The 16,215-nt window shown below is 39.0% G+C and carries 11 protein-coding genes and 1 other annotated feature (1 of these 12 cut by a window edge); all 11 genes read left to right on the plus strand.

The genetic code is table 11. The annotated features are described in order from the left end of the window. Positions 1-25 (plus strand) — a binding site (T-box leader); it begins 185 nt to the left of the window's first position. Between the two features lie 41 nt (positions 26-66). The 11 genes from MOZ64_RS07135 to MOZ64_RS07185 all read left to right on the plus strand — a co-directional run bounded on the left by MOZ64_RS07135 (position 67) and on the right by MOZ64_RS07185 (position 16,197). Then, positions 67-837, plus strand: coding sequence for a substrate-binding periplasmic protein (locus tag MOZ64_RS07135; protein WP_320325896.1), 771 nt, complete (start codon positions 67-69; stop codon positions 835-837). 24 nt (positions 838-861) lie between these two features. Beyond that, complete coding sequence (locus MOZ64_RS07140) at positions 862-1,545, plus strand: amino acid ABC transporter permease (protein WP_320325897.1); 684 nt, start codon at positions 862-864, stop codon at positions 1,543-1,545. Next, complete coding sequence (locus tag MOZ64_RS07145) at positions 1,538-2,269, plus strand: amino acid ABC transporter ATP-binding protein (RefSeq protein ID WP_320325898.1); 732 nt, start codon at positions 1,538-1,540, stop codon at positions 2,267-2,269. The genes MOZ64_RS07140 and MOZ64_RS07145 overlap by 8 nt, the downstream gene beginning before the upstream one ends. After that, the gene (locus tag MOZ64_RS07150) at positions 2,266-3,354 is read left to right on the plus strand and encodes an aminotransferase class I/II-fold pyridoxal phosphate-dependent enzyme (RefSeq protein ID WP_320325899.1); all 1,089 of its coding nucleotides are present in this window, start codon (positions 2,266-2,268) and stop codon (positions 3,352-3,354) included. Before MOZ64_RS07145 ends, MOZ64_RS07150 begins: the two co-directional genes overlap by 4 nt. Positions 3,355-3,399: 45 nt before the next feature. Beyond that, a complete protein-coding gene (locus tag MOZ64_RS07155; RefSeq protein WP_320325900.1) occupies positions 3,400-3,915 on the plus strand; it encodes a DUF1307 domain-containing protein in 516 nt (171 codons plus the stop codon). A gap of 31 nt (positions 3,916-3,946) precedes the next feature. Beyond that, positions 3,947-4,582 (plus strand): metallophosphoesterase, encoded by a 636-nt coding sequence (locus MOZ64_RS07160; RefSeq protein WP_320325901.1) that lies wholly within the window; start codon positions 3,947-3,949, stop codon positions 4,580-4,582. 14 nt (positions 4,583-4,596) lie between these two features. Next, complete coding sequence (locus MOZ64_RS07165) at positions 4,597-5,352, plus strand: GntR family transcriptional regulator (RefSeq protein ID WP_320325902.1); 756 nt, start codon at positions 4,597-4,599, stop codon at positions 5,350-5,352. Further along, a complete protein-coding gene (gene gtfA / locus MOZ64_RS07170; protein WP_320325903.1) occupies positions 5,349-6,836 on the plus strand; it encodes an accessory Sec system glycosyltransferase GtfA in 1,488 nt (495 codons plus the stop codon). The genes MOZ64_RS07165 and gtfA overlap by 4 nt, the downstream gene beginning before the upstream one ends. After that, positions 6,815-8,179: an accessory Sec system glycosylation chaperone GtfB gene (gene gtfB / locus MOZ64_RS07175; RefSeq protein ID WP_320325904.1), complete on the plus strand. Its 1,365-nt coding sequence runs from the start codon at positions 6,815-6,817 to the stop codon at positions 8,177-8,179. The genes gtfA and gtfB overlap by 22 nt, the downstream gene beginning before the upstream one ends. Positions 8,180-8,279: 100 nt before the next feature. Then, entirely contained in the window at positions 8,280-13,316 is a 5,037-nt protein-coding gene (locus MOZ64_RS07180) for a diguanylate cyclase domain-containing protein (RefSeq protein ID WP_320325905.1), read from the plus strand. Between the two features lie 10 nt (positions 13,317-13,326). After that, complete coding sequence (locus MOZ64_RS07185; RefSeq protein ID WP_320325906.1) at positions 13,327-16,197, plus strand: EAL domain-containing protein; 2,871 nt, start codon at positions 13,327-13,329, stop codon at positions 16,195-16,197. Positions 16,198-16,215: the final 18 nt, after the last annotated feature.

Genomic DNA, 16,215 nt, shown 5'->3' on the forward strand with positions numbered 1-16,215 from the left:
ACCGCGATAACTTGTCGTCCTTTCTATTGAAGGACGGCTTTTTTTGTGGAGAAAGGGAGAAGCAAGATGAATAAAAAAATTCTAAAAGTAGCGCTCGCATTTGCGATGACATTATCGTTAGTTGGTCTTGGAACGCAACAAGTTTGTGCAAAAGATGAAACGGAAGTAATCACAGTGGGGATCTCACCCGACTATAAACCGTATGAATCTTTGACAAAGAAAAACAAGATGGTTGGTTTTGATATTGATATGGTTTCTCATTTCCAAAAATATTTGAGCAAAGAAGAAGGCCATACCGTAAAATTCAAATACAAGAAGATGGATTTTGACAATATCATTACGCAAATCAATGGCGGTCAGGTCGATGTGGGTATTTCCGGCTTTACATATAGTAAAAAACGTAAAGTAGAATGGTCAGATCCATATACGAAGACAGGACAAGTTGCTGTTGTGGCCAAAGATTCCGATATGAGTTCTGTCGATGATCTAAAAGATAAGAAATTGGTCGCTCAAACAGGTTCTACTGGTGAAGAAGCTGCCAAGGAAACAAGCTCTGACACAACCGGTTTAAAAGATGTCCAAGATATCATGAACGCAATCAAAGCCAATCAATACGATGCAGCTATCGTTGATAGTGCGGTTGCGAAAGAATATGCTTCGAGTGGTGAATATAAAGTATTGGATGGTTCTTTGAAAGATGAAGAGAACTATATCATTGCGAAAAAAGGAAACACGAAGATGATCAAGAAGATCAACAAAGCCATCAAAGAATTTAAATCCAGCGATGATTATAAGAAATTGTGTGACAAATACGGTGTATTACCATTAGACGAATAAAAAAACAGAAAAGAGAGTGATAGAATGTTTCCAGCATTTAATCAAATTTTTACCGCCGAAAACGTATTCTATCTATTTAAGGGAGCGCTGCTATCATTATTGATAGCGGCGATTTCCTTATTGATAGGATTGCTTTTAGGTATATTAGGAGCCAGTGGCAAACGATCCAAACACGCTGTGCCCAGAGCCATTGCCAATTTTTATGTGGAAGTGATTCGTGGTACACCCTTATTGCTACAGATCCTGATCATTTTTTCCGTCATTCCATCAATCTATACAGCGATGACCGGTGGTGTATTACGTATCAATGTTTATTATATTGGTATCATTGCGATGTCAATCAATAGTGGTGCTTATCAGACCGAACTGATTCGTAGTGGCATCAATGGTGTCGATCGTGGTCAATGGGAAGCTTGTGAGACTTTGGGTCTGACCAATAAACAAATGATGCGATTTGTGATCTTGCCCCAAGCCTTTAAACGCATCGTACCACCAGTTATCAGTGAATTCATTACCTTGATCAAAGATTCATCTTTGATCTCAACCATTGGTGCGGTGGAATTATTAAAAGGTGCACAAGTTTTAGGTACTGAATATTATGATGTCATGTCCCCTTATGTATTGGCTGCCATTTTCTATTTGATCATGACAATCAGTATTTCCTTTGTGGGACGTTATGTAGAAAAGAGGTTATCAGCCAGTGATTAAAGTTGACCATATTAGTAAACATTTTGAACATACCCAAGCACTGTCTGATGTTAGCTTGGAAATTCAAAAAGGAGAAATTGTCAGTTTGATTGGACCTTCCGGTTCCGGTAAGAGTACACTGCTTCGTTGTATTCATGGTTTGGAACATCCCGAAAGCGGCAAGATCTATTTGGAAGAGGAATGGATGGACCCATCCAATGAAGCAAAATTTCGTGCCCAACGATCAAAGATGGGATTTGTGTTCCAACACTTCAATTTATTTCCCAATATGACCGTCATTGAAAATTGTACGTTGGCGCAGATCAATGTCTTACAGCGTTCGCCTGAAGAATCCGAAAAAATTGCGATGCGATATTTGGATCGTGTAGGCTTAGCCGAAAAACGTGATGAATATCCCAATAAATTATCTGGTGGACAAAAACAGCGTGTAGCGATAGCTCGTGCACTCTGTTTACATCCTGAAATCATGTTGTTTGATGAACCCACTTCAGCCTTAGATCCAGAAATGATCAAAGAAGTATTAGAAGTTATGACGGATCTTGCCAAAGAAGGAATGACCATGATCGTTGTGACCCATGAAATGGGATTTGCCCGGAAAGTAGGTAGTCGCGTGGTTTTCTTGGATAGTGGTAAAATTATTGAAGATGCACCAAGTGAACAATTCTTTACGAATCCACAATCGGATCGAGCAAAAGATTTCTTAAGTAAGGTATTCTATCAATGAAAATCAACGACTTCAAAGTGGAACAATGGATGAATGATCATGAAAAAAAAGCCATCTATAATTTGACGGATACATGTGTGAAAGCTTGTACCTGGCAAGAATTGATGGAACGAGTAGATATCGATCCAGATCTGGGTCTGGATTATGGAGATATTACGGGATCGGAAGCGGTAAAACAAGCCATATTGAGCTTGTATACCACCCATGATCTAAAATCCTTAACGATGTTTCATGGATGTTTAGAAGCCAATCAACATGTGATGGACACTCTTTTAGAACCAAAAGATCATATCATTACCTATACGCCGGGTTATCAACAATTTTGGGATTATCCACGATCTCTAGGGGTAGACGCAACCTTGTTAGCGTTAAAAGAAGAAATGGGATGGATGCCAAATATCGATGAATTGAAAGAAAGTATTCGATCCAACACCAAAATGATCATCTTAAATAATCCCAATAATCCAACCGGCACGATGTTTCCAAGATCGTTTATGGAACCATTGATCCAGATTTGTAAAGAAAAGGGGATTTGGATCTTATGTGATGAAGTTTATCGCGGGTTTGATGATCAACCAAGCATTAGTGATCTCTATGAAAAAGGCATTGCCACAAGTTCATTAAGTAAAGTGTTTGCGTTGCCAGGCTTACGATATGGATGGGTCAAAGCCTGCCCATCTTTGATTTCGAAGATCAATGTGCGTCGTGACTATACCATGATCTCAACGGGTCCATTGATGGACACGATAGCTGCCCAAGTGCTCGCTCATAAAGACGAGATCCTGCAAAAGAATAAAGCCTATATTGAACAGAATAAACACATCTTTACCACATGGGAACAAACTCAATCGCATTATCATCTGATCATGCCAAAGGCAGGAACGGTTGGTTTCTTATCGTATGATATGGATATTTCCAGTACCGATCTAGCCAATCGATTACTGGATGAAGAAGGTATTTTCTTTGTGCCCGGTTCTTGTTTTGGCTTTGATCACCATGTTCGCTTTGGTTTGGGACAAGATTCCCATCTGTTAGAAAAGGGACTCCAAAAGTTATCTGTATGGACGAATCGCCAATTTGGTTGATTCGTCCTTTTGTGTTAAAATTGAGATACATTTAGAGGAATCAGTATGAAAAAATGTCTATTAGTATGTCTGTTGATCCTATTAAGTGGATGTGCAAGAATCAGCGATATCATCCATAATGATACGGATAAGGCACCGGTTTCAAAAACGGAAGAAGATACAACGAAAAAAAATGCCGTATGTACAGGAGATAACGAAGAAAGCATCACATTGGAAGTCAAAGGCGATGCCATTCAAAGCATGAAACAAGTTTCTTTTTTGACCTTTAAAGACATGGGCATTTCCATTAGTGATGATATGGATAAGACCAAAATACAAGATTCGATCAATCAGTCGTTACAAGATAAATATAAAGATCTAAAAGGCGTATCCGTAACAGGTACTTTGATGGATTCCAAAGTTGAGATCACGACAACGATCAATTTTAATGAAGCGGATTTTGATGCATTGGTAGATGCCGGTCTTTTAAGTAAGGGAACCAAAGGCAATAAGGTCGTTTCTTTAAAGAAGACCATGAAGGCGTATAAAGCCGATGGTTATGCATGTAAGGTAAGTAGCTAAGCGGTCCAACCGCTTTTTTCGTGGAGGACGTATGCGATATTATATAGCGGATTGTCATTTTTATCACAAAGCACTATTGGAACATATGGATCGTCGTGGTTTTGATAGCGTAGAAACGATGAATGAATATATGATCGAACAATGGAATAAAAAAGTCCGAAAAAATGACGAAGTCGTGATCTTAGGAGATTTATCTTGGGGAAATTTGGCCCAGACCCAACAGATCCTCGATCAGCTCCAAGGACACTTATTTATGATTCGGGGAAATCATGACTATTTTTTAGATGACAAACAATTTGATCGAAGTCAATTTGGCTGGATCGAAACCTATAAGGAATTAAAGGATAATAAGCGAAAGGTGGTTTTGTGTCATTATCCGATTGCTTGTTACAATGGGCAATATCGAAAAAGTGAAGATGGCCAAGCCAAGACATATATGTTGCATGGACATATTCATAATACCCAAGACCAGCCGATCTTAGATGCCTATCAAGATTATGTCCATCGCCAATGGCATGATGCGATTGGTGGCGGTAAAGAACATATTCCATGTCAGATCATTAATTGTTTTTGTATGTATTCGGATTATCAACCAATGACTTTGGATGAATGGATCGAAATTGATAAAAAGAGAAGACAAAGTACTAAAATAAATGATACAATATGACAAAGGTGGGTCATATGGAACATTTAAATACGGAAAAAGGAGCCAAAGCGCTATATATTCAAATTAAAGATATTTATCGGCATAAAATATTGAATGGCGATCTAAAATTAGGTGATCGCATTGAAAGTGAATTAGAGATCCAACAAAAATATAATGTCTCGAGAATCACGGCTCGACAAGCCATTCTGGATCTAGAAAAAGAAGGAATGGTCAAACGAGGACGAGGAAAAGGAACCTTTGTGATCTGGCGACCTGGCATTGAAGAAGATTTGATGCATGTATCCAGCTTTACGCAAGAAATGGAAGCCGCTGGCCGCGTTCCTGGCACCAGTTCAGTCAGCATCACCAAGGAATATTTGGACCAAGCAACTGCTCAAGAATTCCAAGCTTCGACGGATGAATTGATGTATTGTGTACGACGCGTACGAACAGCCGATGACATCAAGATCGTTTATATGGTGAGTTATTATCCATTGGAAACGCATTTACCCATGGATCCCGAACGTATTCGCAACTCCATTTATGAGATCCTCGATTATACTGGATCTGGAGTACCAACCCATATCGTGGAGAAGATCCGTGCGGAACTGCCCAATGAAGAAACAGTTGAGGCATTGAATATTTCCAAGACTCAACCCATCTTGTATCGTTCACGAATTGGCTATAGTGAGGAACATAAATTGGTGGAATTGTCGAAGTGCTATTTTCGTGGTGATTTATATTCCTACTGCATCACTACTTCCAATGAAGACGAAGAGGCCATGAAATGATTTATAATTTTAATTTAGGCATTGGCTGGGCATCCAGTGGGGTGGAGTATGCCCAATTGTATCGAGCACGAATGTTGCGTGGTATCGATGCGCCCGCCCGCTTTATCTTTACCGATATGTTTCCCCAAGAAAATATCGAACATTACACCAAAAAGATGGGGTTTAAAGATAAAGAAATTTTATGGCTCTATACTTTTTTTACGGATTTTCAAATTGCCCCAGTCACCTATACGTTGGATCGTTTTCTACAAACCCTAACGCATACCGAACATACGATGCATCGAACTGGTAAGATTGGCCGTCTTTATCTAAATGATCATGATTTTTGTACCTTCTATTTCGTCAATGAAAAAGAAGACTACTTGCATCGGGTGGAATATGTATCCAATGGCCTTTTGATTCGCAAGGACTATTTTACCTATGGACGCATCTATACCGAATACTATGCGCCATTAGACAACAAAGCGCATTTGTATCTTCGTCGTTTTTTTAATACCGATGGCACGATTGCCTATGAAGAAATCATCGATGATGGGGATGTAATGTATCGCTTTTCCGACCAAATTTTTTATTCAAAAGAGGAATTGGTTGGTTATATGGTGAAGTGCTTACATTTGAAATCCAAAGACGTAGTGATCATTGATCGAACGACCGGGATTGGACAGGCCATCCTCCAAAATTGTGCATCCGCCAAGGTCGGCATTGTCGTTCATGCCGATCATTATAGTGCGGGCAGTACCAATGAAACGAATATCCTTTGGAACAACTATTATGAATATTCTTTTGATAGGGCCCGTCATATCGATTTTTTTATTACCTCGACCCATGCGCAACGGGATCGTATGCGTGCACAATTCAAACAATATGTAGGCAAAGTTCCACATATCGTTACCATTCCGGTCGGTAGTTTGGATAAGCTTCGCTATCCAACCGCTCAACGAAAACCGTATTCCATCGTTACGGCGAGTCGTTTGGCTTCTGAAAAACATGTGGATTGGATCATCCAAGCTTGTGTACAAGCCAAACAAGAAATTCCTGCCTTAACTTTGGATATTTATGGAGCAGGCAACGAACAACAACGATTGTCGCAACTGATCCAAGAAAACCAAGCAGATAGCTATATCCACTTGATGGGACAACAAGATATGACCGATGTGTATCAAAACTATGAGCTCTATCTATCAGGATCTACCAGTGAAGGATTTGGTTTAAGCTTGATGGAAGCCATTGGTGGCGGCCTGCCTATGATTGGGTTTGACGTTCCCTATGGTAATCCAACCTTTATTGAAGATGGTAAAAATGGGTATTTGATCCCGGTGGATGAACATACATCCATACAAGATCATGTGAATGGGTTGTATACCGCTGTGGTCCAATTTTTTAAAACGGCGGATCGGCTTTCGTTTCAAAAACATTCCTACGCGATCGCACGATCGTATGTAACAGAAAAGGTGATGCAGAAATGGAAAAAAATCATCCAGTAGAAATGGGTATATTATTGTTGGATCATTATGATGAAATGGCCGATCTGTTGAAACAATCCTTCCGCCTTGCGGGGTTTACTGGACCTGTCTTGGTATTAGAAGACAAAGGCTTTTTACCATCGGATGTTTTATCTGTGTTTCGATGGTTTTGCCAAGATGTGAGCTCGAAACCAACAAAAACCTATCGTTGGATGCATGCCGGATGGCAAGTGGGGAACCCACGCTATTTTAACCAGATCGAATTGCCGGATTATTGGGAAATCAGTGGCAACAACAATGGTGCTGAGATCCATGATCTCCATCATTTGCGAGGTCGCATCTTTTATGCACCACCCAGACATCGTCGATTGGTGAGTGAAGTGGATTGGCTGAACGAAGACGGCATTGTTCGATGCACGGATCACTATGATGATCATGGTATTTTATATGCCCGAACTATCTTTAATCGCACCGGCAAACGATTTTGTCGTTCTTGGTTTGATGGCGCAGGGCATGAATGCGTGGTCGAAAACTATGTAACGGGTGATATCATCGTGAATCGGCATCACAAGACTTTTGTATATAAAAATCGAACGGCATTCGCCATTGAAATGCTCCATGAATTAAAAGCAGATGGACAATGCATCTTCTATAATTCTTTATCGACGCCTCTGTTTATTAGTGAGTCTTTCTCATCGAAGAATCTGCTCTTTTGGCAAGAAGGTGCACGAAATGATATTCCGGGAAATATGCAGATGATCTTGAAGGGGCAATCGTATACATCCAAGATTTATGTACAAGATCAAGCCAGTTGGCAAAAGCTTGTAGAATTGGGGGCTTCCAAAGAATGGTTACAACCATTTGGTTTTATCTATCCTTTTGTCAGAAAAAATCAACGACGCCCTCATATTTTGATTTGTACCAATTCCGATCAAATTGAAGAATTGGAATTCTTGGTGACACACTTATCGCAAATGGTATTTCATATTGCGGCCATTACGGAAATGTCCAGTCGGCTTTTAGCATTTGGAAAATATCCCCATGTCAAGCTCTATCCAACCGTAAAAACAGAAGTTGTGGATGACTTGTTTCAAATCTGCGATTATTATTTTGATATCAATCATGGGGATGAGATCCTTTCCAGTGTAAAAAGAGCGTTTCTCAATGATCAATTGATCTTAGGCTTTACCAATACGATCCATCGTCGTCGTTATATCGCAAAAGAACATATCTTTTCGGATGCAAAAGAATTGTGTGCCTTGGCCTCCGATACCGAAAAATTGCCTGCGGCATTAGACCGACAAAAAAAAGCCGCAATGAGTGAAGATGTCGAAGCCTATCGAGCCTTATTTGACCATATATAAGCAGATAAGCCTATCTTGTCTGCTTTTTTTCATGTTTTTTAAAAAAACGCGTATAATTAAAGAAGCTAAATTAAAAACTATCTATATGAGGAGCATATGTATGAAATATAAATTATTCCATAGGATCCATGATTTATACACCACCAAATCCGACTCGGATATTTCGTTTGAAGATCCGCGTGTCAAAGCGGATCTTTATTATGACGATTTGTATTATGGCATCATTTCAGCCACTTTGATTTGTATTCTTTCCTTGTTTGGTTTGATTAGTACATTTGCACCTTATTCCCAAGGAAGTGTTTTACGCTTTGTGAATGCGACACAAGTCTATATTTTGGTGATATTGACCGATATCATTTTTTTATTTTTGTTGGCACGTCGGCGCATTCACTTTCAAGCTAGCCAATTGAAGCAAATTCGCCATTTGCTGTATTGGTTCATGGGCATCAATATGGTGCTAGCCAGTTTGACCTTCTATACGACGGAACAAGGCAGCAGTTTTTTCTTTGAATACATTCTGATCACCATGATCATTTATTTGCTCCCCAATGTATTGATGACAACACAGATACGCAATATGATCATCAACTTGATTTCGGTAGCGATCGTTTTAGGATCAACGCATCATATCATCGCTACCCAAGATATGTTTGATATCATTTCGTTGCATTTGATTTGTTGTTTTGTCAATTGGATCCGCTTGCAGAATTTTTTCTCCATCGAAACCCATAAATTTACGATTGAACAAAAACAAGACGAATTGTATCATAACAGTCGCACCGATGAATTGACAGAACTTTTGAATCGAACAGCTTTACGCGATGACTTTCCTTATTTTATTGGGAAACCCATTTGTATTGCGATGATCGATTTGGATTTCTTTAAAAAATATAACGATGCCTATGGTCATGCTTATGGGGATACAGTTTTGACATTAACAGGAAAATATTTAAAAACCATTTTTGATCGTAAGGGAGAACATTGCTATCGCTATGGTGGCGATGAATTTATGGTCATTGCCGAAGAAAGCGATGCCGATTTATTCTATGATAAATTGAAGAACTTTGAAAAGCGTTTGGAAACAAGACCCGATGAAATCGAGATCAATTGCAGCATTGGATATTGTGAAGGAATGCCTCATTCAACCAGTGAATTGCGTTCTTTGATTCGCGTGGCCGATCGCTATTTATATCGAGCCAAGAGTGAAGGTACCGGAAAAATTGAAGGGAGCCGCATTGATCAAAAAACCAAAGATGCGCAACTTTTGTCGGATGAGAACACGATGTTACAAAATTTAAAGGGTCTGAATCTAGACGCAAAATCAAGACGAGATTCACAAACCGGGCGAAATCGGATGAATACGTTCTTTATCATCATGCAGGAATGGCGCAACAAAGAACGAAATATTGAAAAAGAAGGTGAATTGGTCGTCCTGTATTTTAATTTAGTGAATTTTCGCTTGATCAACTTGCAGTATGGCATTGCCAATGGCGATGAAATTTTGCGAGCCATGGATTTTTGTTTGGCAGAATGCTTTCCTCATGATGTTGTTTCCAATTTGGGTGGTGATCATTTTGCAGTCCTCACCGATACCCTTCATATGGAAGAAAGAACGGCCAATGTATTTGAAAAAATACGGAATATATTCCCAAACAGTGTGGAATGCAGTGTCGGCGCTTGTGTATGGGACGATCACACATTGGATCCCGAAACGATTTGCTCTCGTGCAGAGGTGGCTGCGGATGAAAATCGCAAATATTTGAAGACGAATATCACTTACTACACCAAAGAGCTTGGCCATCATTTAGCGATATCAGAATATGTGGTCGCTCATCTGGATGAGGCCATTCAGGAAGGCTGGATCGTCGTCTATTACCAACCCATCGTTCGTAGTTTGACCAATAAGATCTGTGGTGTTGAAGCATTGGCTCGTTGGCAAGATCCCCAATATGGGATGTTAGCACCGAGTGATTTTATTGGTGCTTTGGAAGATGTCCGTTTGATCTGGAAACTCGATCTTCATGTGGTTACGCAAGTGGTTCGAGGGATTGCCAATCGCTATCAACGAGGAATTCCGGAAATTCCCGTATCTATTAATTTGTCTCGTTTGGATTTTTTGTATTGCGATATTTTCCATGAAATCGAAACCATTGTCAAAACCTATAATATTCCAAGACGGATGTTACATATTGAAGTCACGGAAAGTCTTATGACTTCAACGGAAAAAGAAGTTTTAGATGCTCTGCAGTCGTTTAGGGATGTGGGGTATGAAATCTGGATGGATGATTTTGGTAGTGGCTATTCCACCCTGAATTTATTGAAAGATTATTCCTTTGATTTATTGAAGCTGGATATGATCTTTTTGCACAGTCGATCAAAGCGTTCTTATGAAATCATTGCTTCGGTGATTGAAATGGATAAGAAGATTGGTATCCGTACTCTTGCAGAAGGCGTGGAGACCCAAGAACAAGTAGACTTCTTGAAAAAAGCTGGTTGCGAAAAGATGCAAGGCTATTTCTTTGGGAAACCATTGCCATTTGATGAGATGTTGCAGAAAAGTGTCGCCAAAGGATTAAGTATTGAAGATGCGCAACAAAAAATCTGTTATGACGCTCTTGGTACGATTGATTTTATGACCGATATCGCATTGACCATAGTGGAAGAACAAAACAATACGTATCAAGTGCTGTTCATGAATGATCCTGGATTGATTCTTCTGCATCAGGATGGTTTTACCGATTTGAAAGAATGGCAAAATTACTTGAATGATCGCAATAATGTGACCATGCAGGCATTATTTGAAGCGGGAAAATACACTGTTCTATCGGGAAATATTGGGGAAGTGAAAACTGTATTTCATGGCAAAGAGCGGTTATTAAAATATCGCTTATTAGGTACCTATAATGATACGCATTTGTATGCGATCCATATCTTTGATCATGCTTCTTCAAGTGATGAATTGTCGACCAAGAATCAGATGTTGATGAATTTGACCTATTTTTATCCGTATATTTTCACGATCGATGGGAAAGATCTGACCATTCAGAATACGCGGTTTACGGCGAATTCGACCATTCATAGTCATGTATATCCAATCAAAGATTCTGATGGCAGATATAATATTCTTTTGCCAAAGATCTTTATTGAAGATCAATCGCGATATGATGCATTTATCGATCCAATCACATTGATGGAGCGATTAGAAAAAGCAAAGGCCCAAATGCTCAAAGGGGTATTCCGTACAGAGGATGGAAAAGGGCAATTTGTATGGATGGTGCATCAACTTCTATTAACGCCCAATGCGAATAGTCCGAAAATTTTATATGTGATTCGTACTATGGATTTCTATGTACGATCAAATACATCCAAACGAATGACCAATTTGAATACCAAGACTTTGATCGATCATATTCCGTTGCCTGTCTTCTGGAAAGATACAAAACATAAATTTTTAGATGTGAATCCGTATTATATGCATTATTTTGGCTTGGATTCAAAAAAAGATATCTTAGGAAAGACCGATGCAGTGATGGGATGGCATCCCAATGATGAATTCTATAAAGATATGGAAGAACAGATCCTGAAGTCGGGGAATGTGTATACCAATGTGCCTGGTCGATGCATTGCGAATGGTGTATGTCATGATGTCTTAATGAGTGAATGGCCAACGTATCAAAATGGAAAGATCACTGGATCCATGGGCTTCTTTGTGGAAGAAACATTGGTGTGTGAAAATACAAAGGTTTCTGAACGGCTGGAATCTTCCCATGAATTTTTAACCATGGAGCAATTTTTTGACGAATTGATTTCATATGAGATGGACTATCAATTGAATAAACGTGACTTTGGTGTGTTATATATTTATATTCCCGAATTGCTTCGTATTGCGGAAAATTATGATCATCATACGATGTATAGAGTCATGCATGCATGCAAAGATGCAATCGTCCAAGTTGTTGATCATAAAGTTTCCATCACCTATATTGGCGTGGGTAAATTTGTCGTCTTGATCCCATATACATCGAAAGATGAATTGACAAAATATGCACCTGCCATCAAGGAGCATATTGATGCAATTCGACAAGTGGAGGATATTCCGTGTTCCTTGTATGCCAAGATCCGGATCATTTATGCCAACCAAGTCAAGAAGATCAATCAGCAATTGATGCAAGTGGTTCAGCAAAATGAAGAAATCGATGATACCTACGATACCGTTGACAAAGTAGCTACAACCAATACCTTTTTGCAGACATTGATGTATGATGCACCTATTGGCTGTTATGTATTACGCCCAGATCATATGGTTGTGTATTGGAATGCCGAAGCTGAGAAAGTATTGGGATTCTCAGCCGAAGAAATGCAAGGCAGAAAATGTGTGGATATGCCTTTGGGCTGTGCCTTTACCGATGGCAAACATGTTTCTAATGCCCATTGTCCAGCAACGATGGCCTTCATTACTGGAAAACCACAATCGTTGCAGATGTTCATGCGTCATAAAGATGGTCATGATCTCTTGATTTATAATACGTTGATTCCGATCAAAGATCAGGAAGATAAGGTCGTTGAATTGGTTTCTTTCTTTATTCCACTGGTCAATAATGATTATGATCAAAAGGTGATCCAAAATATCTATGAAATCGCTACACGGGATCCATTGAGTTGTCTACCTGGTCGAAAATATATGGAATATTGTTTGGATGAAGCCGTAGAAATTTTCCGTCGTACGAAACAGCCTTTTGCCGTTCTCTATGCGGATGTCAATGAATTTCATGAAGTCAATAATACCTATGGACATAGTATGGGGGATGCTTTGTTGCGTCAATTTGGCTTAAGTCTGAAAAAGAATGGCCGAAAAGCCGATATCTTCTGTCGATGGGGTGGCGATGAGTTTGTTGGTTTATTGCGTTTGCAAGAGCCTGGTGATTGTGAAGGTGCCGCTCATCGTTTTATGCGGTTGGCCAAGAAGTGTGAAGTGAGTGAAAATGGCCAAACGCTATCTTGTCAAACGGCCATTGGGATTACGGTCGTACGTGAAAATGATACCGTTCAATCGATCATTGCCCGGGCGGATTCCTATATGTATCAAGCCAAAAAACAAAAGGAAGTAAAGATCGTTACCGATCAGAATGCGGAATAATTGGTGAATCATGAAGAAATATCAAACCTATGAGTTGGATCCTGTGACAGGTTCTTTAAATATAAAAACGTTTTTAAAAGAGCTGGATGCGTTTATTCTTGAAGAAAATGCCAAAGGATCTTTAGAAGAGCATGTATTAGTATGCTTGAATATTCGCAATTTTAAATTTTATAATTTAAAATATGGACACGAAAAGGGGGATCAGGTCTTATATCAATTGAGTCAACGAATCTATCATGAAAATCCGGAAGGCTTGCAAGGCCGATTTGTGAGTGATCGTTTGGTGGTTGTGTCCAAACAATCGCATATCAATGATTGGATCCAGATGATCAATCGGGAATTTATAAAAAAATATGGATCAAATGGTTTGAAAATGAAGGTGGGTATTCTTCCTTTACAGGCCGATTTCACGGCGGCTCGAGCTTGTGAATTAGCCAAATTGGCTTGCGATTCGATTCGGAATAAATCGGTGAACTTTTGTTACTACAATGATCAAATTGAGCGAAAAGCCCAAAATACGACATATATCATCTCAAACTTTGAACGGGCCTTAAACGAAGGTTGGATCCAGATCTATTATCAACCCATCATTCGCACCCTTACGGATCGTTTATGTGGTATTGAGGCTTTATCACGTTGGATCGATCCCAAACATGGTATGATCTCACCGGCCGATTTTATTCTGGTCTTAGAAGAAAATCAATTGATCACGCGGTTGACACTGTTTGTCTTAGATCAAGTTTGTCAGGAAATGCAACAGATCATGTTTCCAACTCCACGAATCGTACCGGTTTCCATTAACTTATCGCAAATGGATTTTTTAAATTGTGATATTTTTCAGGAAGTAGAAGATCGAGTACAGAAATATGGCATTGCTCGTGATCTTTTGTGTTTTGAAGTGACAGAATCCATGTTGATCGAATATCCAGATATCTTACAACAAGAAATGAAGCGATTCCAAAATGCAGGCTATAAGATCTATATGGATGATTTTGGCAGTGGCTATTCATCTCTTAATGTTCTGAGAAATTATGAATTTGATGATATCAAATTGGATATGATCTTTTTACAACATTTTGATAATCGATCGAAGCGGATGATCCGCTCAGCGGTTTCGATGGTGAAAATGTTGAACAATCAGATCTTGGTAGAAGGCGTCGAAACGAAAGAACAATATGAATTTCTAAAAAGTATTGGGTGTGATAAGGTGCAGGGCTATTATTTTAGTCCACCTGTACCATTGAAATCATTTAAAAAACTGTATGCGCAGGAGCAGCATATTGAGTCGCGTCGCTTTAAACAATATTATGATCAAACCAATACGGTCAATTTTCTTATCGATAAGCCATTAGAAATCATTGATTTTGATGGACAAAAGTTTCGTTTGCTTTATAGCAATGAGCTAGCCAGGGAAACATGGCAAAAAATGCATTTTGCATCGATGGATAAAGTTTTCGAGTTGCTCAATGTACCTTTGTCCCCGTATTTTAATGAATCAAGAGATACATTGAAACGATTACATATTCATAAGACCATTCGTCAAAAATATGGAGTTCATGCTTCGGTTGTCAGTTTGGAAATTACGTTATTGGCAAGAGAAGGAAATCATTATCTTGTGACTACGGAAGCAATGCCAATCGAATCAACAAAAACCAATAATGACATCAATGAAGACTATATTTTACGGGTGTTGTATACCTTGTTTGATGAAGTTTATTTGATCAATTTAAAGACCCATGATTTTCAATCCATAAAACCAGGAAAAAATTATTCGGAAGTGGTCAGAGAATGGGATAAACGGGGTTGGAAAGTAAATGTAAACAAAGCGGCTAAAATGTTTATTTCTATGGATGAGCAAATGGATTTTATCAAATTTGCGGACTTTGATACGTTACAAGAACGCATGGAAAAAAGTCATAGCCATATTTTGAGTCAGATTTTTTTGAGCAAAGGTGCAAAGGGAGCGTATGTCAATAAACTGCATATCATTCAAATGATGCCAGGAACGGATATGGTCATATATAGTTCTCAATATGTGTCTTATCTTCAAAAGCAATGGATCGAAAGAAATAAAGAAATGCCTGATCCTTTGAAGACAGCGATTTGGCAAACGTTTGTCCATTCGCAAACAATGAATATATTTTGGAAAGATGATCAACGTCGTTATCTTGGTGTAAATGATCAATTTATGGAAACGTGTGGTATCCAAGATTTTTCAACCATCATTGGAAAAACCGATGAACAGATGCAATGGTATGTGGATGATCGTCAAATAGAAGACGAAATACAACTGCTTCAAAAAGGTACACTCATTCGTCAGAATAAGGGAAAACGCATCATCCATGGACGAATGCAAGATGTCGTGATATGGGAAGAACCGGTTTATCAAGCGGATAAGATTGTTGGTTTGATCGGCATATTTCTATTGGCCGATGATCCGACAAAAAATAGATCCGATTGGAGCATATTTGAAATTGCCTTACATTTTATGAAGGGTTGGTTGGATCAAAATGAAAAGTTTGCGATGATTTCCATTGATTTTTCCAATTTTTCTTGGGCTAAAAAAAGTTATGGACAGACCGTTACCGATCGCATGTTGACTGCAATGACTTCTCTTTTATTTGATTTTTTAGGGAATCGAGCTTTGATTGGACGCGTCTATAGTGAACGTTTCTTAGCATTCATGAAATACGACCGGAAACAGGAAATTGAAACAATGAAACTGCAGTTATTGGATTATTTTCGAAATATTCATGAATTGGCTGGATATCCAGCAACGTTACATCCGATCATTGATTTGTATTATGCGGAAGATTCCCAAAACATTGCAGCGACCATTGCTGAAGTGTTTGTGAACATGTATAACGAAAATAATAGATAGATAAAACGGGAATCAACC

This window comes from Absicoccus intestinalis (assembly GCF_033971885.1).
Classification (GTDB): domain Bacteria; phylum Bacillota_I; class Bacilli_A; order Erysipelotrichales; family Erysipelotrichaceae; genus Absicoccus; species Absicoccus intestinalis.